This window comes from Porphyromonas cangingivalis (genome assembly GCF_900638305.1).
GTDB lineage: Bacteria > Bacteroidota > Bacteroidia > Bacteroidales > Porphyromonadaceae > Porphyromonas_A > Porphyromonas_A cangingivalis.
Window position 1 is genome coordinate 324,077 of the sequence record NZ_LR134506.1, and the last position, 26,188, is coordinate 350,264.

Consider the following 26,188-nt stretch of genomic DNA (forward strand, 5'->3'; position numbering starts at 1 on the left):
TTTTTATCTTTGAGAGGCTTTTTCTGCTTTATCCAAAGAGTATCGGATTGCTGCGATGATAGGAATAATGGACATAGAAAAGGCGGGATAAATCGCTCCGATTTATCCCGCCTTTATAGAATGTTATCTCAGTGTCACTTCACTGTTGTCAGTTCGACTCGTCTGGCATCTTTTCTTTGAGCCTTCATACTGTCAATGCCCGAGGGGACAAGGACAAGGCGAGAGGCTGCGATACCTTTTTCCTTTAAGTAAGTCGCCACACTGTCGACCCTTCTTTGAGATAGGCGGTTGTTGAAAGCCATATTACCTTCAGGAGATGCATAGCCTTTGAGTTCGATCTTTACCAAAGGATTGAATAGAGCTTTGGCTATGACCTCATCCAAAGTGCTTTTTGCAACATCCGATAGGGTATGACTGCTGACCTCGAAATACACTGCATCTTTGATGTCGATGGTCTGTGGTGTATGATGAGTGTCGGTCTCTGTCGGTTCCTCACTCTCCATCGTCGGATCGACAAGGTCTGCGATGAGTTTGTTTACCGAGTCATGGTGCTCTGCTTCCTCTTTATTTGAGGTCGCAACTGCGGGTGTCCCTGCCATGACAGGAGCTTGAGACGAACCTCCTTGTGAGATGATGTTCTGTATGACAGCAGGATCTGCTTTGCCTCCGGACTGTGCCAAGACAAGGGTCATGACGAGTCTTTCGAGGCGATCCATACGTTCTTTGTACTCATCCACGTAGGTGTCTCTCAGAGCCTGATCAAGTAGTCTGCGCTTGAGGGCTTCCACCTTAAACTCACGCAACATACGCTCTGTCTGACGAGCTTTGATATGAGGCTTACGAGCTTCGACGACAATCCTTGTGATCAGCTCTTCGGCCTGCTGACGAGTGATCGGTATGTATTTATCACCGTCGATGGTATCTTTCACCTCCTTCACTTCTTGAGCTGTGAGGCTCAGAGAAGTGAAGATAAGTGATAGGAATATGATGGTTAGTTTCTTCATAAATTCTATACCTTTTTACGATTAGAATTTGAACCTATAACCGACTGCTACTTGATTGTTCTTGAATAGGTTTCTTGCTGAGTAGTCTACGAATAGGGCTCCGTTGCCGATAGTCTTGAGGTTAGCACCCACGATGATGTTTGTGCCGGGATCAAGACTGCCGTGGTTGAACAAACCCAAACCAACACCTACGTATGGAACAAACTTGTCTGAGTTCATGAAGTCCATATTGAACACAAGGTTGCCCGAGAGGCCGAAGCCGGTCTTGTTGCCAAGACCGATATATGCTTCAGGAACGAAATCAAATGAAGAGTTACCAAGCTTCATGTAGCCACGACCACCGATGTTGACGTTGAATGTGCCGCCAAAGTTTACTCCTGTAAATGCCGAGTAGGTCATTCGTGGAGCTACGGTCTCATCTTTTACTTCGATTGTGATTTGGTCACCACCCTTGACGACAGGTTGCTGAGCAGGTACTACAGTCTGAGCACCCGGCGTGGTTACTATTGTGGTTGTCGAAGGTGTTGTGCCTGCGTTTCTGAGAAGTTCAGAGTGGTTACGGTCGAGCTTTGAAGAGATTTCTTGTAGAGCCTTGACTACTTCTGAGTCCGTACCCTTTTCGCCAGCCTTCTTTCCTTCAGCCTTTTGACCCTTGTAAGCCATAGCTGCAAGTAGGACGTTGGTTTCGTCTTGAGAGAGCTTTGCTGTAAGCAGCTCTTCCTCTTCGCGTACCTTCTTGAGGATACGGTTCACCATATCTTCAAACTCCTTCTTTGTCATACGCTCCTGAGTGTAGACACCGTGGTTATAGTTGCTTCTGGTGTCGTCTTCTCTGGTCATCTTGACATCTCTTCTGACATCGCTATCTTTTCTGACATCGCTATCGCTTCTCATGTCGTTGATGCGCTCGTTGTCGTACTCTGCATCAGCTGAGACAGGCTTGTTGTATACTGGAGCCTTTGCCGGTACTCCGAGGTTGATACGCACACCGGCAGTGTACATGTGATTGTTGATGAGGTCAGAAGGCTTCTTCGCCTTTGTGACATCTTCGACTTCACGAGTGGTCATCAACATAGCATTGTATGTACCGTAAAGTGCGATATAACGAGACACGGGGATTTCGATACCTGCTCCTGCAAGAGCCATGATATTTTCTTTCTTGAATGCCTTTTCACCTTTGACGTCAAAGTAACCCATACCAAGAGAGAGGTAAGGTACGATACCACGTGGATAGTTGAGACGAGTGATGATGTTTGCACCATACATCTTCATATCCTTGTTGAGGTCGAAAGATAGTTTGTTGGGCTCTTTCGTTGCTTGATAGTAGAAGCCTCGGATACCGATGAGTGATGAGAGGTCGATACCTGCCGATCCCCCTACAAACCACTGGTCTGAGTACGAAGACATCTTGTTGCTGAAGTCCACGAATGCAATACCTGGTTCAAGCACAAACTTCGGCCCTCTGAATCCATCAGTGAAGAGGTTGTAGTATGCTCTTCCCTGCTTGTCTTTAGGAGTTGTATTGCCACCAAGATAGAAGTCGAGAGATGCCAACGCTGCCCAGTTACCCCATCTCGCATCCTTGTCAGATACTTTCTTGTTGAAGTAAGTGTTGTCTTCATCCATGTTGAATCTCACGTTGCGAGCTTCAAGAGAGAGAGCCATACGATCTGAAATGCTCAACTTGAGACCTGCACCAAGGCTGACATAAATCTGCTTTTCCTTGACACGTGCATCAGATACTGCACCTCCGACATTGTCAGAATTGAATGGGCTGTAGTCGAAGATCTGTACTCCCGTCCCCGCAGTCACGTAGGGTGAGAATAGAGCATTCCCGAAGAGGTTCAACTTCGCTTCTCCTCCCACTCGTGTGATGTCGATCTGAGTCCCCTCAAGCTTCTTGAGCGTTTCCTCGTTGAGGACGTTCCAAGACTTATTTTCAAGAGCATTCTTGAGATTGAGAGACTTCTCGAATGTACCTCTGAGTTCAAAGAATGGACCGAAGCCAAAACCTACTCTCGCTCCCCAGAATGGAGAGTCCTTGAGTGCAATGTTGTCATTCCACCAGTTGTATTCTACAAAAGGTGAGACAGTGATACTTACATCTTTTACTTGAGCGTTTGCTCCGGTGATAGCCAATGCCGCAAGAGCACCGGCCAATAAAAATTTTCTCTTTCTCATAAATAATAGTCTAATAGTCCAAAATATTATATCTATATACTGTGGATTTGATACACTTTTTACGTGTATAAAACAAAGATAATGAAAATAGCAGTACTGAATGTGTAAGAATTTACGGTTTTTGGCTATTGGGCTTCTTATTGACAGGTATAAGGCTTATTTTTTTGTTTTTTTGTGAGTTTTTACTGATTAAGTGGGTCTTTTTTCTTCATTTGTTCTGCTTTTTGTTAGTTTTGTACCATATCATAGGGGCATTTTCAGAGCGAAGAATGAAGGATCGGCATCGGGTATTGTCACGTTGTCTTCATCAGCGATAAGGTCGGCTTATGGAGGTGTCATCAAGGGTGAGAAAAAAGTCGTTAAAGGCGATGATGAAAGTCGTTAGATTTAATTTTGAAAGTCGTTAAGTTTGATTTCGAAGATCGTGAGACCTATTGTGGACTGAGTGAAGGATGCCTGTTGTTCTGTCTTACGATGTGATTTGGCTGAAGGGAGGGGCGGTGTCATGGATGGAGATGGGTCATGAGACCACTCCGACACTTGCAAGATCAGAGTCTTGAGGGGGTATTCAAAATTAAGGTGGGTTTTGATCATAAAACTTTGAAAATCGGTAAAAAAACTCTTACTTTGTTGTGATATTAGGTAAGCGATACGTGGGGCTATACATTCCACGGATTTTATACACACTACAAAATAATATGGATATTAAACAAGGATTACTTCTCCTGGGTATCTCTATCGGTATGTCGGCTCATGTCGATCTTATGGCCCAAGAGGTCAAGACTTCAGATGCAGAAGCGATGAAGCAAGAGGTCTCTCAGCTGACACAGGAAGAACTCGAATTTGAATTGGATCCCGGCATGAGTATGGAGTTGCCCTCTCTCCTCAATGCCTCTCGCGATCCTTTCGGCGCAGCCGTGGCGTATAATCTCAGTCCCTTCAGATACAGGCTTCGAGGCTTGGATGGTATGTATACCAACACGTTCATCAATGGTATCAAGATGAATGATGTGAACTCCGGCTTCACTTCCTGGGCACTCTGGGGTGGCCTCAATGACATCACTCGTAACCAAGAGACGATCCTTGGCTTGTCGGCATCGGCATTCGATAGCGGTAATATCGGTGGTACTCAGGCTTTGGACTTCAGGGCTTCGGCATTTAGTAAGGGTGTCAAGTTGACCTACTCGCACAGCAACCGTACTTACGCACACCGTATGATGGTCACAGCCTCCACCGGTCTGCGTTCGGACGGATGGGCAGCCACGCTTTCGGTAGGCAGACGTGGAGGTAAGAGTGGTTATGTCCTCGGTACATTCTATGATGCTTATTCTGTATATCTCGGGGTAGAGAAGAGACTTGGGGACAGTCATGCACTCTCGTTCTCTTCATTTGTCGCTCCTACTCGCAGGGGTGTTCCCGGAGGATCGACACAGGAAGCATACGACCTGATTGGCAGTAATCACTACAACCCCAATGTCGGCTACCAAAATGGTAAGGTACGCAATGCCCGTGTGAGGGACTTCTTCGAGCCGGTCTTCCTCCTTACTCATGATTGGAAGATCAATCGCAACAACAAGCTTTCGACGACAGCGATGTATAGGACCGGTTACAATGGCTATTCGTCAATGAACTGGATCGGACAAGATCCGCGTCCGGACTACTATCGTAACCTGCCCAGCAACTATGAGGGAATACCGACCGTACAAGATATGCTTACAGACCTTTGGAAGTCGGGGGATAGATCTACGCTGTATATAGACTTCGACCGGATGTATCGCGCCAATCTCAACAACCAAGAGACCATCTATGATGCCAAGGGCAACAAGGTGGCTGAGGGACGTCGTGCGGTGAACATCATCGAAGATCGTCGTACAGATCAGAGACAGTTCTCATTTGCTTCGACACTCAACAGTAAGCTTGCTGATATGTGGGCACTCGATGCAGGAGCACGCTTCACTGCCAATAGGACGTCTAACTTCACAACAGTCAAAGATCTCCTCGGTGCAGACTACTGGTATGATATCGACAAGTTTGCCGAGAGAGATTTCTCAGCAGATCCTGACAAGGCGATGAGTGACCTCAACAATCCTTATCGTATAGCCAAGGTCGGAGACAAGTTCGGGTATGACTATGACACGTACGTCATGAGACCCGAAGTGTGGGGAGTCCTCCGTCACGAGACTCACCACTTCGATACTTATGTCGCCGGTCAGGTGGGGCACGCTACCATGTACCGTGATGGTAAGATGAAGCGTGGGCTTTTCCCCGAAAATTCGTTCGGAAAGTCAGAGGTGTTGAAGTTCTTCGAGTACGATGCAAAGATCGGTACGACCTATAAGATCACAGGGCAGCACTATGTCTCTGCAAATGTCGCAGTGGGACAGAGAGCTCCCCTCATGAGGGATGTCTTTGTGTCTGCCCGTTCGAGAAATACGGTCGTCGAAGGACTCAAGGCCGAACGCTCGATGGCAGGAGACGTAAGCTACATCTATCGCTCTCCATTTGTCAAGGCAAGGGTAAGTGGATTCTTTACACGCATAGACAACAAGAATAAGACTATTTCTTTCTACGACGATGAGAAGCGAGCATTTGGTCAGTATGTGATGACCGGTATCGGTGAGCAGTATGTCGGTATCGAAGCCGGTGCGGAGATCAAGCTCTCTCCTACTTGGACACTCACAGCAGCCGGATCGATAGGAGACTTCTTCTACCATAAGGATGCAAACTACTCTCACTATGTCGACAATACCGAAAAGCTCCTCGGTAGCGGTATCGTACACTGGAAAGACTATAAAGTATCCGGTACTCCTCAGAAGGTAGCAAGTCTTGGGATCAATTACCGCTCACCTCGCTACTGGTATGCCGGCCTTACCGTGAACTATGCTGCGGACTCTTATATCAGTATGAATCCAACGCTTAGGACTGACAATATCTTCAACATGGATGGCTTCCGAGCGGACTTTGCAAAGCAAGAAAATCTGGGTAGCTACTGGGTACTCGATGCCACTGTAGGTAAGTCTTGGAGATTTGCACGCAAGTACACGCTTGCGGTGAACCTCTCGGCTTCTAACATCCTTAACAACAAGGGAATCAAGACCGGAGGTTTTGAACAGATGCGCAATAGGTACACGAAGACTCAAGAAGGTGTCAAATTTGACAAGCCTTTTGACAAGAAGTATTTCTATATGTTTGGTATGAACTACTTTGCTAACATCAGCTTCCGCTGGTAAATATCATATCCTTACACAACAAAACAAAAGAACATAGAAATGAAACAGAAGATAAATATATTGGTGGCTTCATTCCTCTTTGGATCTTTCTTAGGAGGCTTGCTTTCATCATGTAATCCATATGATAAACATGAACCTGTTGCTCCAGTCGAGACCTCTCTTCCAGAGGCTACTTTGAAGATCGCAGAAGTTCAGAAGAAGTATGTTCCAGGAGGATTTCTTTTTCCCAAAGATATTGCTCCTATCATCATACGTGGACAGGTAATCTCTGATGATCGTCTGGGTAACTTTTATAATGAAATGTTTATCCAAGATAGTACAGGAGGTATTAAGATTTCTTTGGGTTATGCATCTCTTTATGACATCTTTCCTCAGGGTTCTGAAGTTGCAGTAACTCTCAATGGTCTGAAACTTGGAAGCTACAAGGGAACTCTCTCAATAGGTGTAGAGGAGAAGGGAACCAGAGAGAACAATCGTATCCCTCTTCCTCTCGTCATGAAAGTAGTTAAAGGTGATGCGAAGGTGAAGCCCCTCGAGATAAATGAGGTTAGCATCAACGATATCAGTACTTCTATGGGGGGATGCTTGTCAAGATAAAGGATGTGCAGTTTAAGTCCCCTGAGGAGACTTGGGCTAATCCAAATTCCGTAAATAAATTTGCCGAAAATCGTGAACTACAGGATAGGGATGGGAACATAATTACTGTCCGAACCAGCGATTACTCTGTGTTTGCTGGTAAAAAACTTCCTAATGGAAGTGGAGATATTGTTGGTGTGTGCACATTCTTCAACGAAACACCTCAGTTGTATGTGAGTTCTCCTGCGGATGCTAAGTTTGATAAACCTCGTTTTGAGGTGGGTGGTAACGATAAACCCGCGCCTTCTGTGACAAAGACTTTGTCAGAGATTAAGGCTCTTTATATGGATAAACCTGTAACTCTTCCCGATAATACTGTCTTCGAGGCTGTTGTTATTTCGTCCGATAAGGATGGTAACTTCTACCGAGATCTCTATATGCAAGATGAGCAGGGGCATGGTATAAGTATCAAGATCAATAGAAAAAAGATCTATGAAACTTATCCGATCGGAACAAAGTTGGTCGTGGACGCTTCAGGGCTGACTTTGGGGCGTGACAATAACAGACTCTCGATCGGAACAGCGGGTTCCGGAAACTATCAGACAGCATTTGTCGAGTGGAAAGATTTCACCGATAAGGCATTCAAGACCGGAACAAAGGAGGTCGCTCCTAAAGTCATTACCATTGCCGAAATTACTCCGGAGATGTGTAATACTTACATCGAGATCAAAGGTCTTACTGCTGTCGAGGGTGGTCAGAAGAAATGGGTTGAGGGTGGTATGCATACCAATAGTACCTTTACTGATGAGGGCGGCAATAAAATTTTTGTGTATTCTAACAAGTATGTGGCTTACAAGGACAACCTTTTGCCTACCGGAAAGGTTAATATAAAAGGAGTCCTATCAGGTTTCAATACAACTAACCAGATTTCCCTCAACAGCATAAGCGATGTTGTTCAACAATAAAAGAAACCCACGGATTATTAACAACTAAAACATTGATGATATGAAAATTTCAACTAAACTATTCGCAATTGCGACCCTATTTGTCGGGCTGTCAGCTACATTTGCTTCGTGCTCCAAGACTCCTGACACTCCTGTCACCCCAAAGATTGATATCGAAGAAAAGACCGTTTCTTTCGCTGCAGCAGGTGAAGAAAAGAGTGTCAAGTTCGAGTCTAATGTCGACTGGACCATCACTGTCCCTGCTGATGCAACATGGGCAACAGTTACCCCAACAAGCGGTAAGGGTGGCAAGGCTACTGTAGCTGTAAAGGTACTTAAGAATGATGGTGCTGAACGTAGCGCAGAACTTACCATCACTGCAGGTACAAAGTCCGAAAAGATCACCATCAAGCAGGCGGGAGCTGCTGAGGTACCTGTCGGTGCTCTCCTCTTCCCCGGTGCGGATTTTGAAGACCTTGATGTTTTGAAGGCTGCTCTAAATACTCATGGATTGAAAAATGCTGAAATCGCAGAAGGTGGAAAGAAAGGTAAGGCTCTCAAGATCTCAACTGATGCAATTGAAAAGAATACCTATATCCTAACTGCAAAATGTCCTGCCGGCTTTAGCTTGGCTGGTAAGACCAGTATCTCTTTTTATGTCAAGGGCTCTGCTGCTAAGTCTCTCTCTATCCAAGTGTATAAAGCTGATGGTAAGTATGCTGCACTTAATGTCGGAGACCTTACCGGTGACAAGACCGTTAAACCTACAGATAAACTCAATGATAAGACCGGTAGTGGAATGAATGACTACAAGGGAAATATCAATACAAATGATAAATGGGTGAGAGTAATCTTCGATATCTCTAAGATCTCAGATATTACCACAACCGAAGGTAAAGACCTATTTGCAATCAAGATGGGTAACAAGGCTAAGTATGATATCCTTATTGATGAGGTTACCATACAGTAAATAGTGCCCGAAATATTACACGAAAGATTAGAGGGGTGTGTGAAGTCACATCCCTCTAATCTTTTTTATCTGATGCACTTCTACGGCAAAATCAAGTCACTTGAAAAGTGAGATATCAAGCTCACGAATATTCAGATGTGCTCCATCGCTCGATAGAGAATCCAAATGTGTCTTTAAATCTGAATGAGGTGATATTTTCTTGAAAAGTGTCAACAAGAATGCCGATTTAAGTGTTCTACATCATAGTCGACATTATTTTAAAGGTTATTATACTATCTACAATGATACAATCTAAGCGAACGAACGAACCTGTATGGCGGGATGTCTATACATACTCGAGCCTGCCTCCTTCGTTGTCTAAACTGGATGAAATTGCGCACAACCTTTGGTGGGTGTGGAATAGTGATGCCAGAGAGTTGTTTTTGGGACTCAATGAGGAAGTGTGGGAGACAACCAACGGAAATCCCGTGAGTGTCTTGCGTTCTCTGTCTCAGAGAAAGCTTAGGGAGCTCGAGTCTGATGAGGCTTTCAAGGCCAAGATTTCCTGTGTATATGATAAGTTTAAGACATATATGCAGGAGCCTTATCGTACCGATGCCCCTTCTGTAGCCTACTTCAGTATGGAGTATGGACTGACCAATATCCTCAAGATCTATTCGGGAGGATTGGGTGTCCTTGCCGGAGACTTTATGAAAGAAGCCAGCGACTCGAATGTCGATATGGTAGGCGTTGGCTTTTTGTATAGATATGGTTACTTCGATCAGGTCATCTCCAACGATGGTCAGCAGATGGCAGAGTATAGAGCTCAGGTCTTCAATGAACTTCCGATCACGCAGGTAAAGGATGCTCATGGCAATCCTATGAAGATCAGTGTGCCTTATCCGGGACGTGTCGTTTATGCAAATGTCTGGCAGGTAGCCATCGGTCGTGTCAATCTTTATCTACTTGATACCGATGTCTCGGAAAACTCCGAATGGGATCGCTCTATCACTCACCAACTCTATGGCGGTGACTGGGAAAATCGCATGAAGCAGGAATACCTCCTTGGCATCGGTGGTATCCTCATGCTCGAAGAGCTTGGTATAAAGAAAGATGTTTATCACTGTAATGAGGGGCATGCCGCTTTTATCAATGTCCAACGCCTCGTCAATCTCATCGAAAAAGAGGGGTTGAATTTTAATGAGGCTCTTGAAGTCGTCCGTGCATCATCTCTTTATACTGTCCATACGCCTGTGCCCGCAGGACACGACTACTTCGATGAGGAACTCTTCGGAAAGTACATGAGGGACTTTCCCCCGAAGTTGGGCATCACATGGCAGGAGTTTGTCGATATGGGACGCGAAAATCCCGGCTCATACGAGAAGTTCTCAATGAGCGTATTCGCACTCAACACGTGTCAGGCAGCCAACGGTGTGAGTTATCTCCATGGGGCTGTCTCTCAGAAGATGTTTGCTCCTGTGTGGAAGGGCTTCTTCCCCGAAGAACTTCACGTGGGTTATGTGACGAATGGCGTACACCTTCCTACGTGGATGGCTTCGATCTGGAAACCGTTTGTCCATAAACACATCTCTGATGATATCATTCATCTCCAAGAAAAGCAGGAGGTATGGGACAAGATACAAGATATCCCGGATGTCGAGATCTGGAATATGCGTAAGCTCATGAAGCGGCGTTTCATAGACTACGTCAAGTCCACTTATTCTTTACATCCCGTCAATAGCAAGGGTGAGCCATCGAATACGCTATCAGTCATTGATAAGATCAATCCCGATGCCCTTTTGATTGGTTTTGGACGACGTTTTGCCACATACAAGAGAGCGCATTTGTTGTTTACAGACCTTGAACGTCTCTCTAAGATAGTCAATAATGAGACATTGCCCGTGCAGTTTATCTTCACGGGTAAGGCACACCCGGCGGATGGTGGAGGGCAAGGGCTCATCAAGCATATAGTGGAGATATCCAGACGTCCCGAGTTCGACGGTAAAATACTATTCCTGGAGAACTATGATATTCGTCTCGCACAGCGTCTCATCGCAGGTGTCGATGTCTGGATGAATACGCCTACACGACCCCTTGAGGCTTCCGGAACTTCCGGAGAAAAGGCACTTATGAATGGTGTCCTCAATCTGTCTGTTCTTGATGGATGGTGGTATGAAGGGTACAAAGAGGGGGCAGGCTGGGCACTCACGGATAAACGTACATATACCAACCAGTACTATCAGGATCAGCTTGATGCTGAGACAATCTATGACCTTCTTGAAGAAGAGGTCATCCCTCTCTATTACGAAAGAACTTCGGGTGCGGAGTATTCGTCGGGATGGATACAGACGATCAAGAACTCAATGAATTTCATCCTCCCTCATTTCACCATGAGGCGTATGATGAACGACTATATCAGGAGGTTTTATATCCCCCTCAGCGAAAGGAGTGCTCGTCTTGGTGCAGATGATCGTGCTTTGGTGAAGGAGATTGTCAAGTGGAAAGAGATGGTTGCAAGCAACTGGCATACTCTTGAGGTCATCGAGACATCCGTGGTGAAGAAAGGTGATAGCTTCAACTTCATCATTGGCGACCACGTAAAGGTCACTTTGCTTCTCGACAAACACCAAGTCGATTGTGACTTGGATGTAGAAGTTGTTGTGGTCGAAGAGGAAGAGGATAAGAGCCTGAAGCTGCAGAGCGTAATACCATTACAACTCGTCTCTCAAGAAGGCTCGAGAGTCATGTATGAACTCGAACGCATCATCGATGTCCCCGGACATCAAAAGATTTCTATAAGGGTGACACCTCGCTACCACGCGTTGCCACACAAGATGGACTTTGCGTATGTGACATGGATACCTCTCTCTTTGGTTTAATCAATCATTGTGATTGAACGATAAAATCCTCAGTCGGTAGAATTCTTTGTTGGCTGAGGATTTTATTTTGTGTTTATTATGTTTTGAAGGCGAGTATGAGGTCTTTATTGATGATGGAGAATTGGGTAGTGTCCGAAAAAGTGTGTAAGCCCCGTCAGTCCTTAACTTTACGCCAGTTCGATCTAAGGAAATACTTTATGCTGCGAATAAATGTATATAAATCAATCTGTTTTTTGTGTTCTGTCTTATAAGACAATCGCAAAATTAGTCAATTTATAAGTCATTGTAGCTCAATCAAAAGTAAAAACAGGGCAACCGCATCAAAAATCTAGAGAAAATACAAGTTGCTAATTTTCAAATGATTGCATTTCGTAGATTATACTCAAAGATAAAGAATGCACTCAAAACTATGATTGATAATCAGGTACTTACATTTTGATGCGGTTGCCCTGAAGTAAAAAGTCGTCTGAAAGCAATATAAATATCTAAAAAAAACGGTAGTGTCCGAAAAAGTGTGTAAGGTTAGTTCTCCCTTTTTCCCCTGGGGCATGCCCCAGGGGAAAAAAACTTTGAGTTTTCCTGTTATTACTCATTACTCATTTATTTGGTGCTCCACTCTTGGAAATAGGGTAACCTCCTTGCGTAAGTCTTTTCGGTCATTTCTCGGGCTACAGAGCCCAAGAGAAAGACGACAGCATCAGCCGAGGGTAGAGCCCCACGCATACGCAGCGTGCGCTTATAGCTCCGATTGAGACGCTCCACCCAATTCGTCGAGTAAATCATACGACGAACACCCTCCGGGAACATCAGGTAAGTGAAGTAGCCTATATTGCGAGGTGCCGACAAGGAGAGCAGGCTCCGGTAGCTTTTCCCCCAACGTTCTGCAAATGTACACAATTTCTCAAATGCCTTGATGGGTGTAAGACTTGTACCCGAGATCGGAAACAAGTCTTCCAACTCCTGCCTCATCCGATCCTTGTCCCTCTTCGATACGGCATTAAGTGCGTGACGCTTGAAATGAACGACACACAGCTGATGGGAGGAGTGAGGGAAAGCCGAGGCGATGGCTCGTTCAATCCCTTGTAAAGCATCTGAGATGATCAGGTCTATACATTCGACTCCACGTGCTTTGAGGGCTTTCAACTCTGCCTCCCAATTCAACGCTCCCTCCGTGGGATGATTCACCACACAAAGCACCTCCCGACTACCGTCAGGAAGCAACCCCAACATCGTGTAATAGGCTTCCTGAGCCACACGCTCCTCCCGCCGTGTGTAGGCAAAGGTAGCATCGATGTACACCGCCAAATAGTGGGGCGACAGTTGGCGTTCCAACCACTTGTAGATCTCCTCTTTACTCGTATTCGAGAGAAAACTGACTTGCTGCTTGCTATAGTGATAGCCGTAGATCCGTTCGCACACAGCACCAATGTCTTCGCAGGAAAGGCCTCGGGTATAAAGCTCGTGAAACAACAAGGCTCGTTCGCTCTCTTGGCTGGAGAGGATTCCCAAAATCAGGGGTTGGAAATTGCCCGAACGTGTTCGAGGAATCCTTAATTCAAAGCTACAGCCATAGCCCCGCCATCGACGAGGACGGAAACCATTGCATTGTTCACCCTCATGCTCTTCGACAAAGAGAGCACGTTCTTGCTTCGAGAAGGTGTCCAATAGTACACGGATAAGTTCGTTAATACCCGCCTCTGATGATAGCATTTCAGAAATAAATGCCTACTTTTGTGATGTTGTAAGCTCCATTGTTCTTAGGTTTATTTTTTTTTCTTACCTCAAAGTTAAGGACTAATGGGGCTTACACACTTTTTTAGGACAGTATCAAAAAAACAGGTGAAAAATAAAACGTTTTGATAAACAATATATTATGCCTCTTTCTTATATCGAACTAATGTAGTTTTAAGTATAAACAAAAAATAAGCCTCACCTTATATTTCAAAGGTGAGGCTTATTTTTAATATACTGAGAGTGGTTTTTATCAGTCTTTGAATTTAGCCTTGATGAACTCTCTGTTGAGTCGAGCGATGTTGCTTACAGAGATCGACTTGGGACAAGACACTTCGCAGGCGCGAGTGTTGGTACAGTTACCGAAGCCGAGTTCGTCCATCTTTGACACCATGGCTTTTGCACGGCGAGCCGCTTCCACGCGACCTTGTGGGAGTAGGGCGAGCTGGCTGACCTTTGCTGCAACAAAGAGCATTGCCGATCCGTTTTTACAAGCAGCAGCGCACGCACCACAACCGATGCAAGCCGCTGCATCCATAGCAAGGTCTGCATCGTGCTTGGGGATGGGGATAGCGTTGGCATCGGGTACACCACCGGTATTGACAGATACGAAACCTCCGGCTTGGATAATCTTATCATAGGCCGTACGGTCTACCATCAGGTCTCGGATGACCGGGAAGCCGGCCGAACGCCAAGGCTCCACTGTGATGGTATCTCCGTCGTTGAATTTGCGCATATGCAACTGGCAGGTAGTGATCGCTGTGTCAGGACCGTGTGCGACACCGTCGATGTAGAGCGAACACATACCACAGATGCCCTCACGGCAGTCATGATCAAAAGCCACAGGCACACCACCCGAACGGATGATCTGTTCGTTCAAGATATCCATCATCTCAAGGAATGAACTTCCTTGAGATATATTTTGGAGTTCATGTGTCTCGAAGAAGCCTTTTTCTTTGGCACTTCTTTGTCTCCAAACTTTTACTTTGATATTTATATTCTTATCCATAAAATCAATTCTTCTATTTGAAAATGTGACACACAAACGTTAGTTCTTGTAGTTACGTTGTTGACGAACAATGAACTCATATTCGAGAGGCTCCTTGTGCATGACAGGATCCTTGTCTTCACCTTGGTATTCCCAGCAAGATACGTATGCAAATTGATCGTCATGACGTAGTGCTTCGCCTTCTTCTGTTTGGTGCTCAAGGCGGAAGTGTCCACCGCAAGACTCTTCTCTGTCGAGGGCATCGTGAGCCATGAGTTCGCCGATCTCGATGAAGTCTGCCAAGCGAAGTGCTTTTTCAAGCTCTACGTTGAGATCAGCAGACTCGCCGGGGATGTAGACATTGTTCCAAAACTCTTTCTTAACCTCTTTGAGTTTTGCGATGGCAGTCTTGAGACCTTCAGCATCGCGACCCATACCGACGAAGTCCCACATGATGTGTCCGAGCTCCTTGTGGATGTTGTCCACCGAACGTTTACCCTTGATCTTCATGAGGCGGTCGATACGTGCCTGAAGAGCTTTTTCAGCTTCATCAAATTCAGGAAGTTCTGTACTGAATCTTGGCACCTGAATTTGGTCTGCGAGGTAATTTTGGATTGTGTACGGAAGGACGAAGTAACCATCCGCAAGACCCTGCATGAGAGCTGATGCTCCGAGACGGTTTGCACCGTGGTCAGAGAAGTTTGCTTCACCGATTGCAAAGAGACCGGGGATAGTGGTCTGCAACTCGTAGTCCACCCAGATACCACCCATGGTGTAGTGGATAGCAGGGAAGATCATCATGGGTGTTTCGTATGGATTGTCGTTGGTGATCTTTTCGTACATCTGGAAGAGGTTACCATAGCGAGCCTCTACTACATCTCTACCAAGGCGGTTGATCGCATGTGCGAAGTCGAGATACACTGCTTGACCAGTACCTACACCATACCCTGCATCGCAACGCTCTTTTGCTGCACGAGAAGCCACGTCACGTGGTACGAGGTTACCGAATGCGGGATAACGACGCTCCAAGTAGTAGTCTCTGTCCTCCTCCTTGATCTGAGTTGGTTTGAGACGACCTTCACGGATTGCCACAGCATCTTCGATTTTCTTAGGTACCCAGATGCGTCCATCGTTACGGAGAGACTCTGACATGAGGGTCAACTTACTCTGGAAGTCACCGTGTACCGGGATACAAGTCGGGTGGATCTGAGCCATACATGGGTTGCCGAACATTGCACCCTTCTTGTAGCACTGCCAAGCCGCCGAGCCGTTACAAGCCATGGCGTTGGTCGAAAGGAAGAATGTGTTGCCGTAACCACCTGTCGCGATCACCACTGCGTGCGCAGCAAATCTTTTGATTTTACCTGTCACGAGGTCACGAGCAAGGATACCGCGAGCACGACCGTCGATGAGGACAACGTCAAGCATCTCATGACGAGTGAATAGCTTCACCGTACCCTTACCTACCTGACGAGAGAGTGCCGAGTAAGCACCGAGGAGGAGCTGTTGTCCGGTTTGTCCGCGAGCGTAGAATGTACGCGATACCTGAGCACCACCGAACGAGCGGTTGTCAAGGAGACCTCCGTACTCACGAGCGAAAGGGACACCCTGAGCCACACATTGGTCGATGATGGAGTTCGATACCTCTGCGAGGCGATAGACATTTGCTTCTCTTGCACGATAGTCACCACCCTTGATGGTGTCGTAGAATAGACGATAGACCGAGTCACCGTCGTTTTGATAATTCTTTGCTGCATTGACACCACCCTGTGCAGCGATGGAGTGTGCACGACGGGGAGAGTCAGATATACAGAAGTTATATACGTTGAAGCCAAGTTCGGCGAGGGATGCTGCTGCCGAAGCACCGGCAAGACCTGTACCTACGACGATGACATCGAGGCGACGCTTGTTGGCTGGGTTGACAAGTTTTTGATGACTTTTATAGTTCGTCCACTTTTCGGCCAAAGGACCTTGAGGTATTTTTGGATCTAATTTTGCCATGATAATTATGTCGTGATTGGATAAACGATTGGAAGTTATTTATTCACAAAATCTCTGTGCCTGTTGATGGATCAGTGAGCACCGAGTGTCCAGATGTGACCTACTGAGTTCCATACTCCGATACTTTGGAGATAGAACGCTACAGCGACGAATGTAAACATCAAGCAGATGATGGTCGACACCACCATACCGAGGGCTTTAAGTCTTTTGTACCAGATGTCGTTGCTGAAGCCGATAGACTGGAACATACTCCAGAATCCGTGTGTCAAGTGGAACCATATCGCCACGAACCACACGAGATAACCGACGACAATAAGAGGGCTGGAGAATGCAACCTGAATGAGGGTGAATCCTGCTTCAGGCTTATCTCCCATCCATTCCACGAGCTGCATCTTTGCCCAGAAGTGTGACAAGTGCCAGCCGAGGGCACCGAGGACGACTACTCCGAGGATAAACATATTCTTCGAAGCCCACTGTACACCCATATTTGCACTCTTTGCGTAACGGTCGTTGCCACGAGCTCTACGATTTTGCACTGTCAATACTGTAGCGTAGACGATGTGCAGGATAAAGCCTAAGGCAAGTACAGGAATCATAAATTGTACAACTGCGTTTGTGCCAAGGAAGTCTGCGATGGCATTGTATCCGCTTTCAGAGAAGACGGCTACGAGGTTCATGGTTCCATGAAACAACAAAAAGAATACAAGGAAAAAGCCTGAGAGACTCATGATGAACTTTTTCCCGATGGATGAGTTAAATAACCACATAGTTCTTAAGTAAATAAGAGGTTAAAAAATGAATGTATTATACCTTTTTAAGTGGGTTTGATTACTGTACAAAGTTAAGAGAATATATTTGTTTCACAATAATTGGGTACAAACATTTTGTAACAGAAATCTTTGCTACCGATTAGTAGGTATCGGGATGTGGGGACATTTCGATTATTTCACGTGTTATAAGTGACTGTGAAAGAGTTCTTATTTGTATTTGGAAACAAAGCTCCTTAATTCTATATGTACATTAAAATAATAAAGTGCTGAGGCTTTGATTTGCTCCTGTTTTTGAGGTATGTACCCCATCCAAAAAAGTCGTATGATTTGATGCATCGATTTTAACGACTTTCGAAATCAAATCGTACGACTTGATTTCGAAGATCCTTGGACTTCTTCGTGATGCCTCTGATGGAGCTTTGACAGCTCTCGTTGGGAAGGCTCAAGTCGTACTCCGTGGTAGGGATAGGGAAGTCGGAGCTATTTTAATATAAAATACGAATAAAAGCAGGTGATAATGATTGAAAAAGAGTAAATTTGCGCATCCGAATGCGCGAGACACTCCGATGTCTACACGCAGGGTAAGAAAACTACTAAAACTACTGATATAATAGAGCCAGATATGGACAACAAACTCAAAGAAATGGCGAGAGCTTATCATGCCGGTGCCAAGCCCGGTAAGATCGAAGTGAAGCCTACCAAGCCTTATTCGACTCAGCAGGATCTCACACTTGCGTACAGTCCCGGTGTGGCTGTGCCATGTAAGGACATCGAAGCAGATCCCTCTGCTGCTTATGATTATACAGCAAAGGGCAACCTTGTTGCTGTTATCTCCAACGGTACTGCCGTGCTCGGCCTCGGTGACATCGGTGCCATGGCGGGTAAGCCTGTAATGGAGGGTAAGGGTCTTCTATTCAAGATATACGCCGGCATTGACGTATTTGACATCGAAGTGGATGAGAAGGACCCGCAGAAGTTCATCGACACCGTCAAGGCGATTGCGCCCACTTTCGGTGGTATCAACCTTGAAGACATCAAGGCTCCTGAGTGCTTTGAGATCGAAGAGAGACTCAAGGCCGAACTCGATATTCCTGTGATGCACGATGACCAGCACGGTACTGCTATCATCTCTTCGGCAGGCCTTCTCAATGCTCTCATCCTTGCCGGCAAGAAGATTGAGGATGCGCGTATCGTTGTCAATGGTGCCGGGGCTTCGGCATTCTCTTGTACCAAACTCTATGAGTCTTGTGGCGCAAAGCGCGAAAACATCGTCATGATTGACAGCAAGGGTGTCATCACCAGCGATCGTGCCGACCTTACGGAGCAGAAGCGCTACTTTGCCACCGAGCGTAGAGACGTACGTACTCTTGCCGAAGCTATTGTGGGTGCCGATGTCTTTGTGGGGCTGTCTCGTCCGGGAGTCCTTACTCAGGATATGATACGTTCGATGGCGGATAATCCTATCGTTTTTGCCCTTGCCAATCCCGATCCGGAGATTACTTACGAAGAGGCTATGTCTGCTCGCAAGGACATCATCATGGCGACCGGTCGCTCGGACTACCCCAATCAGATCAACAACGTGATTGGGTTCCCTTATATTTTCCGTGGGGCTTTGGATGTGCGCGCCAAGGCTATCAATGAGGAGATGAAGATGGCTGCTACCATGGCTATTGCTGCTTTGGCGAGAGAAAGTGTTCCCGATGAAGTGAATACTGCTTATGGCAATACGACATTCAAGTTCGGTAGAGATTACTTCATCCCCAAGCCTGTGGACCCTCGACTCATCGTAAGGGTCTCCACAGCTGTGGCAAAGGCTGCTATCGAGAGTGGTGTGGCGCAGAAGACCATCGAAGATTGGGAAGCATACGAGGATGAGCTCCTCTCTCGTCTCGGGCTCATGAGTCACCTTACAAGACGTCTTCACGAAGCAGCCAAGCTATCGTCTCACAAGATTGTCTATGCTGCAGGCGAAAATGTCTCGACACTCAAGGCAGCCGTTGAGGTGCGCAATCAAAAACTGGCCGAGCCCATCATCCTCGGTAATCCTAATAAGATCAAGGCTCTTGCGGCAGAGCTTGATCTATCCCTCGAGGGCATCGAGATCGTCAATCATAGGAGTGATGAAGAGAAAGCTCGCAGGCAAGAGTACTCCAAGCAGTTGGCCAAAAATAACTGGCGAAAGGGGGGTAATGTCCCCGAAGCAATGGATCAGATGTTTGATCCCAACTATTTCGGTATGATGATGGTAGCCAGCGGTGATGCCGATGGTATGGTGACCGGGGTGTACAGCCATCACAGCCACTTGGCAAATATTGCGAAGCAGACTGTCGGACTTGAAGATGGGGTGGATCACTTCGCAACGATGCACATGGTGACACTCAAGAATGGCCCTCTCTTCCTTGCTGATACGCTCATCAACTGTAACCTCACTGCGGAGGCACTCGTAGACATCACTGTCATGGCGGCCGACAAGGTACGTTGTTTCGGAGTGAAGCCTGTCGTTGCTTTGGTCGGCTTCTCGGACTTCGGATCGGATGATGCAGAGTCTACACGTGAAGCGCGTAAGGCTGTGGCGATCTTGCACGAGAAGTATCCGCACATCATGGTCGAGGGTGAGATGAGGGTGTCTATGGCACTTCATGCCGACAAGAGGGATGCTCGTTATCCTGAAAATAAGATCAAGGGTCACAATGCAAACGTCCTAATCTTCCCACGTCTCTCTGCTGCCAATGCTTGCTATCAACTCCTTCGTGAAGCAGACGATGCCGAGGAGGTCGTAGGGCCTATCCAGATGGGACTTCGTAAGCCGGTATACTTCACAGACCATGATGCTACGGTGACAGACATCGTCAACATTACCGCAATGGCAGTCCATGACTGTAGTACCTGTTTGGTGTGAGCCAAGTAGTTTTCGGACTGATACATAAAAATAATGGGATGCACCGAGATAGTCGGTGTGTCCCATTGTTTTTTATCATGCTGCCACAGCCTTGAAAATGGATGAGACTGTGGATTTTTGTGGTTGGATATAATGTGTTCTTTCATCGGATAGACCGTTTTTTGGAGCTTGGCAGAAACCATTCTGTCGGGCTAAGTTTTGAGCCGATAAAAGCGGGAGGGGCAGTTAATTATGCTTGATTGGGCAGTAGGAAACGCAATATATCCCTATATTTGTAACATTCACTAAAACAATGCGAGGGGCATGACATGGTCAATCTGATAGATGTATTATTGGCGGGGGCAGTAGGGCTGGTTATGTTTGTCCTGGGGCTCTCTCTGACTCGTCAGGACTATTTGGATTTGGTATTGCATCCCAAACCCATCCTCGTCGGTCTCTTCGGGCAGATCATCCTGTTGCCGGTGGTGGCTTTGGGACTCGTGGCCTTATTCCCGATCCCGAGCGCATTCAAGGTCGGCTTCATCATCTTGTCTGTCTGTCCGGGGGGAACCACTTCGGGGGTTATCACCTATCTGCTGCGAGGTAACGTGGCTATGTCTTTGTCTCTTACCGTACTCAACAGCCTTATTTCTCTACTCACCATACCTCTTATTATTTCTGTGGCTCTCCGGATCTTTCATCTTCCCGAGGTGACGGTTGTGATGCCCATGGGGGAGATGATGTCTCACATCTTCTTGGTCACCATACTGCCCGTGCTGCTGGGGATGGCTGTACGCAGAGGTTGGAGTGATCTCAGTATGAAGCTCCAGCTCCCTCTCAAGGGGGTGATGCTGGTGATTCTTGCATTTGTCTTCGGGATCAAATTTTTTGCTTCCGGTAACCAAGGCGGAGCGGAGCTTGAGGACTCAGAGATGTTTTTACTCTTCCCGATGGCAGTCTTGTTCAATGTCGTGGGCTTTGTTGCGGCTGTGTTTTGGTCGAGTGTGACTCGGCTGTCGAGTGAGTTGCGTCTCACAGCAGCCATTGAGATTGCGGTGCAAAACAGTTCGCTTGCCATGCTTATAGCTGGTACGCTTCTGAAAAGTCAGGATATGCTCAAGCCCTCCTTGGTCTACGCCATGACTTCTTTTTGGGTGACTCTCCTGCTTGGTTACCTGTACAAATGTCGGGTCGGGAAGCAAAAATAAAAGTCCTCGGGGTGACAAGATTTTGGTGAAAAAGTTGTTACCTTTGCTTTGATTGCACTTATTGAGGAACACCCACATTCAAACTCCGATGACAACCGACGCAGAAAGAAGAGAGACCGGACGCTCTATGCAGCGTTTTTTCCATTTTTTATTCAAGGGGGACAAGACCATTTGGTTTGTCATCCTTGGTCTTATGTTTATTTCCATTGTTCTTGTCTTCTCAGCGACAAGCAATATCGCATTCTTGAGTGAGCAGAGAGGTGGAGGCTTTTATAACCCCATCATACGTCACTCGGGGCACGTATTCTTTGCGTTTATGGTGTGTCTGGTGGGTTCGCGCATACCTCCGAAAGTCTTTGCCGGGATGTCGAGGTTGCTCGTCCTCATCTCCGTTGTCCTACTGCTCCTTGTCCTACTGATGGGAGTGGAGCGCAACGATGGTAAGCGTTGGATAGAGTTCTTCGGGGTAGAGTTTCAACCCTCTGAAATTGCACGGTTTGCGCTGATCAACTTTGCGGCTTTTCGTCTTGGTAAGGCGGATTACAAAGAGAAGGCGGCTTTCCTCGGGGTTGCCATACCTACGGCAGTGATAGCCCTTCTTATTTTTATCGAAAATATATCTACGGCTTTGCTCATCGGTGCGGTGGTATTTCTGATGGGGATCATCGCACAAGCTAACAGGAAGATGCTCACTATGACTTTCTTGGGGCTTGTCGCTGCAGGTGGTCTCGGTCTTGCCGTCCTCATGATACTGCCATCATCCATGCTTGAAGGTAAGGGGCGTCTCGCCACAGGAAAGGCTCGTATAGAGCGTTTCTTCAAGTCTACAGATGAGGATGGTGAGAGTAAGTTGGACATGAACAACAAGGACTATCAGATCGTCCAGTCCAAGAAGGCGATGGCACGTGGTGGAATCACCGGGGTCGGTCCGGGGGATAGTGAGGCAAGGTACTTCCTACCTCAGCCCTATTCGGACTTTATCTATGCTATGATCGTCGAGGAGTATGGCCTTGCAGGTAGCCTCGTTGTATTGGCTCTTTATATCATATTGTTTTTTCGTATTGCGATCATTGCCGGGCGAACGAACAGTATGTATCTCAAGCTGATGCTTATGGGTATCGGCCTGGCGATTACCTTGCAGGCAATGATAAATATGTTGGTCGCCACAGGAGTGTTTCCGGTGACGGGGCAGCCTTTGCCTTTCATCAGTCGCGGGGGGACATCTTACATTATCACGGCAGCTTACTTTGCCGTCCTTCTGTCTGTCAGCAATGCAGCCGAGCACGAGCGTGAGCATCGTATAGCCGAAGCAGGTGGTGTTGCTGTCGAGACAGAGGAAGTGCCTGAGATAGTAGAATACGAGGACAACGATCAAGATCATAGATAACCCAATTATATGGAAAGTCATAAGTACATCATCAGTGGTGGCGGTACGGGGGGCCATATCTTTCCGGCTTTGTCCATTGCAAACGAGATAAGGCGTCGTGATCCTCAGGCAAAGTTTCTCTTTGTCGGGGCTAAGGGGCGTATGGAAGAAGAGAAAGTACCTGCCGCAGGGTATGAGATACTTACCCTGCCTGTGAAGGGGCTTGACCGTAAACGTCTACATAAAAATATTCCTATCTTGTACCGCCTCATCAAGGGACTCTTTACTGTCCGTAAAGTGCTCAAAGCCTTTGCTCCGGATATTGCTATCGGAGTGGGGGGGTATGCCAGTGCTCCGACCCTCATTACTGCCAATCTGCTGGGGGTGCCCACCCTTGTCCAAGAGCAGAACTCTTACGCCGGTGTTACCAATAAGATTGTCGGTCGATGGGCAAAGAAAGTCTGCGTGGCATACAAGGGGATGGAGCGATTCTTTCCCAAGGAAAATATCATACTGACAGGTAATCCTGTTCGTCAGGATCTCTTCGAAGTCCCCAAGCATGCTCCGGAGGCTTATGAGTACTTTGGTCTGCGTCCGGATCGCAAGACTGTACTTGTCATTGGTGGTAGTTTGGGTGCAAAGACGATCAATGACAGCATTTCAGCAGCATTGGGGCGACTCGCACAGCGCAAGGATATCCAAGTGATATGGCAGACGGGTAAGGGATACATAGGCAAAGCCAAGGCCGAGGTGCAGGCTCTTGGGGACTGTGACAACATAGTTGTGACCGACTTTGTGTACAAGATGGATTTGGCTTTCTCAGTGGCAGACTTAGTTGTCTCAAGGGCAGGAGCAGGGTCTATTTCTGAGTTTTGTTTGCTCGAACTACCTGTGATACTCGTCCCATCTCCCAATGTGTCGGAGGACCATCAGACCAAGAATGCAATGGCTCTCGTCAATGAAGGAGCCGCAATCATGGTCAAGGACAGCGATGCTCGCGAACAGCTTGCCTCTCTACTTCTTGATGTTGTCGATGACGATGACCGTCGAACACTCCTGAGCCGTAATATCTCCAAGCTGGCATTGAAGGATTCGGCAAAGAGGATTGTCGATGAGATAGAATACATCATCGCTCAAAATAAAAGGAAATAATATACGATACTCTTGTATGACAAAAGCAGTTGATATAGACGACAGCGGAACTCCTCGTAAGGTGTTTTTCATCGGTATTGGAGGGATCGGGATGAGTGCTATCGCCCGTTACTTCCTGCACTATGGTTATGCTGTAGGGGGCTATGATCGTGTGGAGACGCCCATTACTCAAAGTCTTGTGTCAAAAGGTGCACAGATCTTTTATGTCGATGATGAGGCTTTGATTCCTGAGAGCTTTCGGGGAGATGACTGTCTTATCGTTTATACACCCGCTATTCCACGTGACAATAACGTCCGCCTCTACTATGAGGGTAAGGGGATGGTACTTCACAAACGTTCGGAAGTCCTTGGCCTTATCACTGCGCGATCAAAGGCTCTTTGTGTTGCAGGCACACATGGAAAGACTACTACCAGTACACTATTGGCACACTTGCTTCGACAGTCTCATGTCGGTGCTAATGCCTTCCTCGGAGGTGTATCTCTCAATCATGATTCGAACCTAATGCTCGATGAGAATAGCCCTTACGTGGTTGTCGAAGCCGATGAGTATGATCGCTCTTTTCACCGCCTGAGCCCCTACATGTCGATCATCACATCGACGAAGCCTGATCATCTTGATATTTATGGTGATGCTGCTGCATTTACTGAGGCTTTTGAGCACTTCACATCGCTTACGGCAGACGGTGGTCTGATCTTGATGCATGATGAGGAGACACACATTGTGCCACGCTTGGGTAATGGGACAAGGGCTCTCAAGTATGGGGGACGGTCTTCATCTGAATATAGATATGACAATGTCTCTTATGAGGGAGGCGAACTCTATTTTGATTGGCATTATCCCGGAGGTGTTTATGAGCGTATGCAGATCGGCACTCCGATAGAAATCAATGTTGTCAATGCGACTGCTGCTCTTGGACTTGCTCAGGCTTGTGGCTGCACAGAGGACGAACTGAGAGACGGACTCGCTTCTTTCAGAGGTGTTCATCGACGTTTTGAGCGTGTGCTTGTCTCATCGGAGCATCCGATACTTATCGATGATTATGCTCATCATCCCGATGAAATAGATGCTTCGCTCTCATCGATACGAAAGTTGTATCCTGACAAGAAGATCACAGTGGTGTTTCAGCCACATCTATACAGTCGCACAGCAGACTTTCAACAAGAGTTTGGGCAAAGCCTGAGCCAATGTGATGACGTAATCCTCCTCGATATCTATCCTGCCAGGGAGCTCCCTATACCGGGAATCTCTTCTCATTCGATATTAAAGTATATCGACAAGTCTCAGAAGTGTGTCGTCTCTAAAGCCGAACTTATCGGAGAGCTCCACAAGCATGACTTTGATGTCCTCGTGATGATGGGGGCTGGCGATATAGAGTTTGAAGTGCCCAAAGTAAAAGAATATCTCAAGACCATCATAAGGTGACGCGATGAAATATCTGTACAGATTATTGAAGTTGGTCGGTGTGCTCGTGTGTGTCACACTGTTGGGGTACACGCTTCTTGTTGCTGTTCGACGAATAAGTGACGGGGGAGGGGAGCGTATCATCATTCCGAGAAAGACCTCGGTCAGTCTATTGCACACGGGGAAAGAATATAGCTTCCTCACGACCAAGGATGTATTGGCGATGTTGCCTTTCAACCCCAATGATACTGTCGAACGAGAAGTCAATGCGCATAGGGTCGAAAGTCTTCTCCTTGTGAAGTCTCCCTACATTTCGGAAGTCACCGCTTATGTATCACCTTGGGGCAAGGCGATGAATATCGAGATCACCGAGAGGTGCCCCATCATACGATATTACACAGCCGGTCAGTCCTACTATGTCGACGATACAGGCAAAGTCTTCAGTAATAGAGCCGGAGCTTCGGCTCATGTCCCTCTCGTAACGGGAGTCCTCAGTAGTGAAACCGCCTCTGAGACACTTTATACCTTGGGGGCTTACCTCCGAGAGAACGAGGAGTGGAGAGAGTTCATCGGATCCATCCACTTGGTGTCTGCAGAGGAGATCTGGCTCTATCCGAGGGTCGGAGACTATGTCTTCGTGATCGATGACTTGGATGGCTTGGATGAGAAGCTGAAAAAAATACCAGTCTTCTACCGCCGCATCTTGCCCAAGGTCGGAGCCGAAAAGTACAAATTCATCAACCTCTCCTACAAGGATCAAATCGTCTGCAAAAAGAGATAGTTGTCGTTAGCTCTGACGGACACAAGGATTGAATCAAAACTCCCTCTCAAAACTTTGAAGATTAACTTCTATCGGTTTTGGGAGGGAGATTTCTTTTGCTGAATTTAGGTGACAGAACGTATTCTATCCCTTGTCAGAAAACTTTCTG

Annotated in this window: 17 protein-coding genes; 11 read left to right on the plus strand and 6 right to left on the minus strand. The window is 46.8% G+C overall.

The window, feature by feature from the left end; genetic code table 11:
- Nucleotides 1-134: 134 nt before the first annotated feature.
- Both EL262_RS01360 and EL262_RS01365 read right to left on the minus strand, forming a co-directional pair.
- Nucleotides 135-1,004, minus strand: coding sequence for an OmpA family protein (locus tag EL262_RS01360; RefSeq protein ID WP_078735732.1), 870 nt, complete (start codon nucleotides 1,002-1,004; stop codon nucleotides 135-137).
- Between the two features lie 21 nt (nucleotides 1,005-1,025).
- Complete coding sequence (locus EL262_RS01365; RefSeq protein ID WP_025837683.1) at nucleotides 1,026-3,185, minus strand: outer membrane beta-barrel protein; 2,160 nt, start codon at nucleotides 3,183-3,185, stop codon at nucleotides 1,026-1,028.
- 698 nt (nucleotides 3,186-3,883) lie between these two features.
- Between EL262_RS01365 and EL262_RS01370 the strand changes: the two genes are divergently transcribed.
- The 5 genes from EL262_RS01370 to glgP all read left to right on the plus strand — a co-directional run bounded on the left by EL262_RS01370 (nucleotide 3,884) and on the right by glgP (nucleotide 11,763).
- Nucleotides 3,884-6,415 (plus strand): TonB-dependent receptor, encoded by a 2,532-nt coding sequence (locus EL262_RS01370; RefSeq protein WP_025837687.1) that lies wholly within the window; start codon nucleotides 3,884-3,886, stop codon nucleotides 6,413-6,415.
- Nucleotides 6,416-6,454: 39 nt separating this feature from the next.
- Nucleotides 6,455-7,012, plus strand: a complete 558-nt coding sequence (locus tag EL262_RS01375) for a DUF5689 domain-containing protein (protein WP_126464329.1) — start codon at nucleotides 6,455-6,457, stop codon at nucleotides 7,010-7,012.
- Nucleotides 6,997-7,956 (plus strand): DUF5689 domain-containing protein, encoded by a 960-nt coding sequence (locus EL262_RS10225; RefSeq protein WP_126464330.1) that lies wholly within the window; start codon nucleotides 6,997-6,999, stop codon nucleotides 7,954-7,956. Before EL262_RS01375 ends, EL262_RS10225 begins: the two co-directional genes overlap by 16 nt.
- 40 nt (nucleotides 7,957-7,996) lie before the next feature.
- On the plus strand, nucleotides 7,997-8,905 hold the full coding sequence (locus EL262_RS01385) for a BACON domain-containing protein (protein ID WP_025837692.1): 909 nt from the start codon (nucleotides 7,997-7,999) through the stop codon (nucleotides 8,903-8,905).
- Between the two features lie 281 nt (nucleotides 8,906-9,186).
- Nucleotides 9,187-11,763, plus strand: coding sequence for an alpha-glucan family phosphorylase (gene glgP / locus EL262_RS01390; protein WP_078735733.1), 2,577 nt, complete (start codon nucleotides 9,187-9,189; stop codon nucleotides 11,761-11,763).
- 600 nt (nucleotides 11,764-12,363) lie between these two features.
- Here glgP and EL262_RS01395 read toward each other — a convergent pair.
- From EL262_RS01395 to EL262_RS01410, 4 genes are all read right to left on the minus strand, one after another.
- The gene (locus tag EL262_RS01395) at nucleotides 12,364-13,473 is read right to left on the minus strand and encodes an IS256 family transposase (protein ID WP_244919655.1); all 1,110 of its coding nucleotides are present in this window, start codon (nucleotides 13,471-13,473) and stop codon (nucleotides 12,364-12,366) included.
- Nucleotides 13,474-13,747: 274 nt separating this feature from the next.
- On the minus strand, nucleotides 13,748-14,503 hold the full coding sequence (locus tag EL262_RS01400) for a succinate dehydrogenase/fumarate reductase iron-sulfur subunit (protein WP_025839247.1): 756 nt from the start codon (nucleotides 14,501-14,503) through the stop codon (nucleotides 13,748-13,750).
- A 39-nt stretch (nucleotides 14,504-14,542) separates the two neighbouring features.
- Nucleotides 14,543-16,483, minus strand: a complete 1,941-nt coding sequence (locus EL262_RS01405; RefSeq protein ID WP_025839250.1) for a fumarate reductase/succinate dehydrogenase flavoprotein subunit — start codon at nucleotides 16,481-16,483, stop codon at nucleotides 14,543-14,545.
- A gap of 71 nt (nucleotides 16,484-16,554) precedes the next feature.
- Nucleotides 16,555-17,250, minus strand: a complete 696-nt coding sequence (locus EL262_RS01410) for a succinate dehydrogenase cytochrome b subunit (protein WP_025839253.1) — start codon at nucleotides 17,248-17,250, stop codon at nucleotides 16,555-16,557.
- A 625-nt stretch (nucleotides 17,251-17,875) separates the two neighbouring features.
- On the opposite strand from EL262_RS01410, the gene EL262_RS01415 reads away from it, so the two are divergent.
- The 6 genes from EL262_RS01415 (at nucleotide 17,876) to EL262_RS01440 (ending at nucleotide 26,040) form a co-directional block, all read left to right on the plus strand.
- Nucleotides 17,876-20,152, plus strand: a complete 2,277-nt coding sequence (locus tag EL262_RS01415) for an NADP-dependent malic enzyme (RefSeq protein WP_078735946.1) — start codon at nucleotides 17,876-17,878, stop codon at nucleotides 20,150-20,152.
- 308 nt (nucleotides 20,153-20,460) lie between these two features.
- Complete coding sequence (locus EL262_RS01420) at nucleotides 20,461-21,339, plus strand: bile acid:sodium symporter family protein (RefSeq protein ID WP_025839255.1); 879 nt, start codon at nucleotides 20,461-20,463, stop codon at nucleotides 21,337-21,339.
- 88 nt (nucleotides 21,340-21,427) lie between these two features.
- Nucleotides 21,428-22,726 carry an FtsW/RodA/SpoVE family cell cycle protein gene (locus EL262_RS01425; RefSeq protein ID WP_051522808.1) on the plus strand — a complete coding sequence of 433 codons (1,299 nt, stop codon included), beginning with the start codon at nucleotides 21,428-21,430 and terminating at the stop codon, nucleotides 22,724-22,726.
- Nucleotides 22,727-22,735: 9 nt separating this feature from the next.
- Complete coding sequence (murG, locus tag EL262_RS01430; protein WP_078735945.1) at nucleotides 22,736-23,857, plus strand: undecaprenyldiphospho-muramoylpentapeptide beta-N-acetylglucosaminyltransferase; 1,122 nt, start codon at nucleotides 22,736-22,738, stop codon at nucleotides 23,855-23,857.
- A gap of 16 nt (nucleotides 23,858-23,873) precedes the next feature.
- Complete coding sequence (gene murC / locus EL262_RS01435) at nucleotides 23,874-25,280, plus strand: UDP-N-acetylmuramate--L-alanine ligase (RefSeq protein WP_025839259.1); 1,407 nt, start codon at nucleotides 23,874-23,876, stop codon at nucleotides 25,278-25,280.
- 4 nt (nucleotides 25,281-25,284) lie between these two features.
- On the plus strand, nucleotides 25,285-26,040 hold the full coding sequence (locus EL262_RS01440; protein ID WP_036854062.1) for a cell division protein FtsQ/DivIB: 756 nt from the start codon (nucleotides 25,285-25,287) through the stop codon (nucleotides 26,038-26,040).
- Nucleotides 26,041-26,188 lie beyond the last annotated feature (148 nt).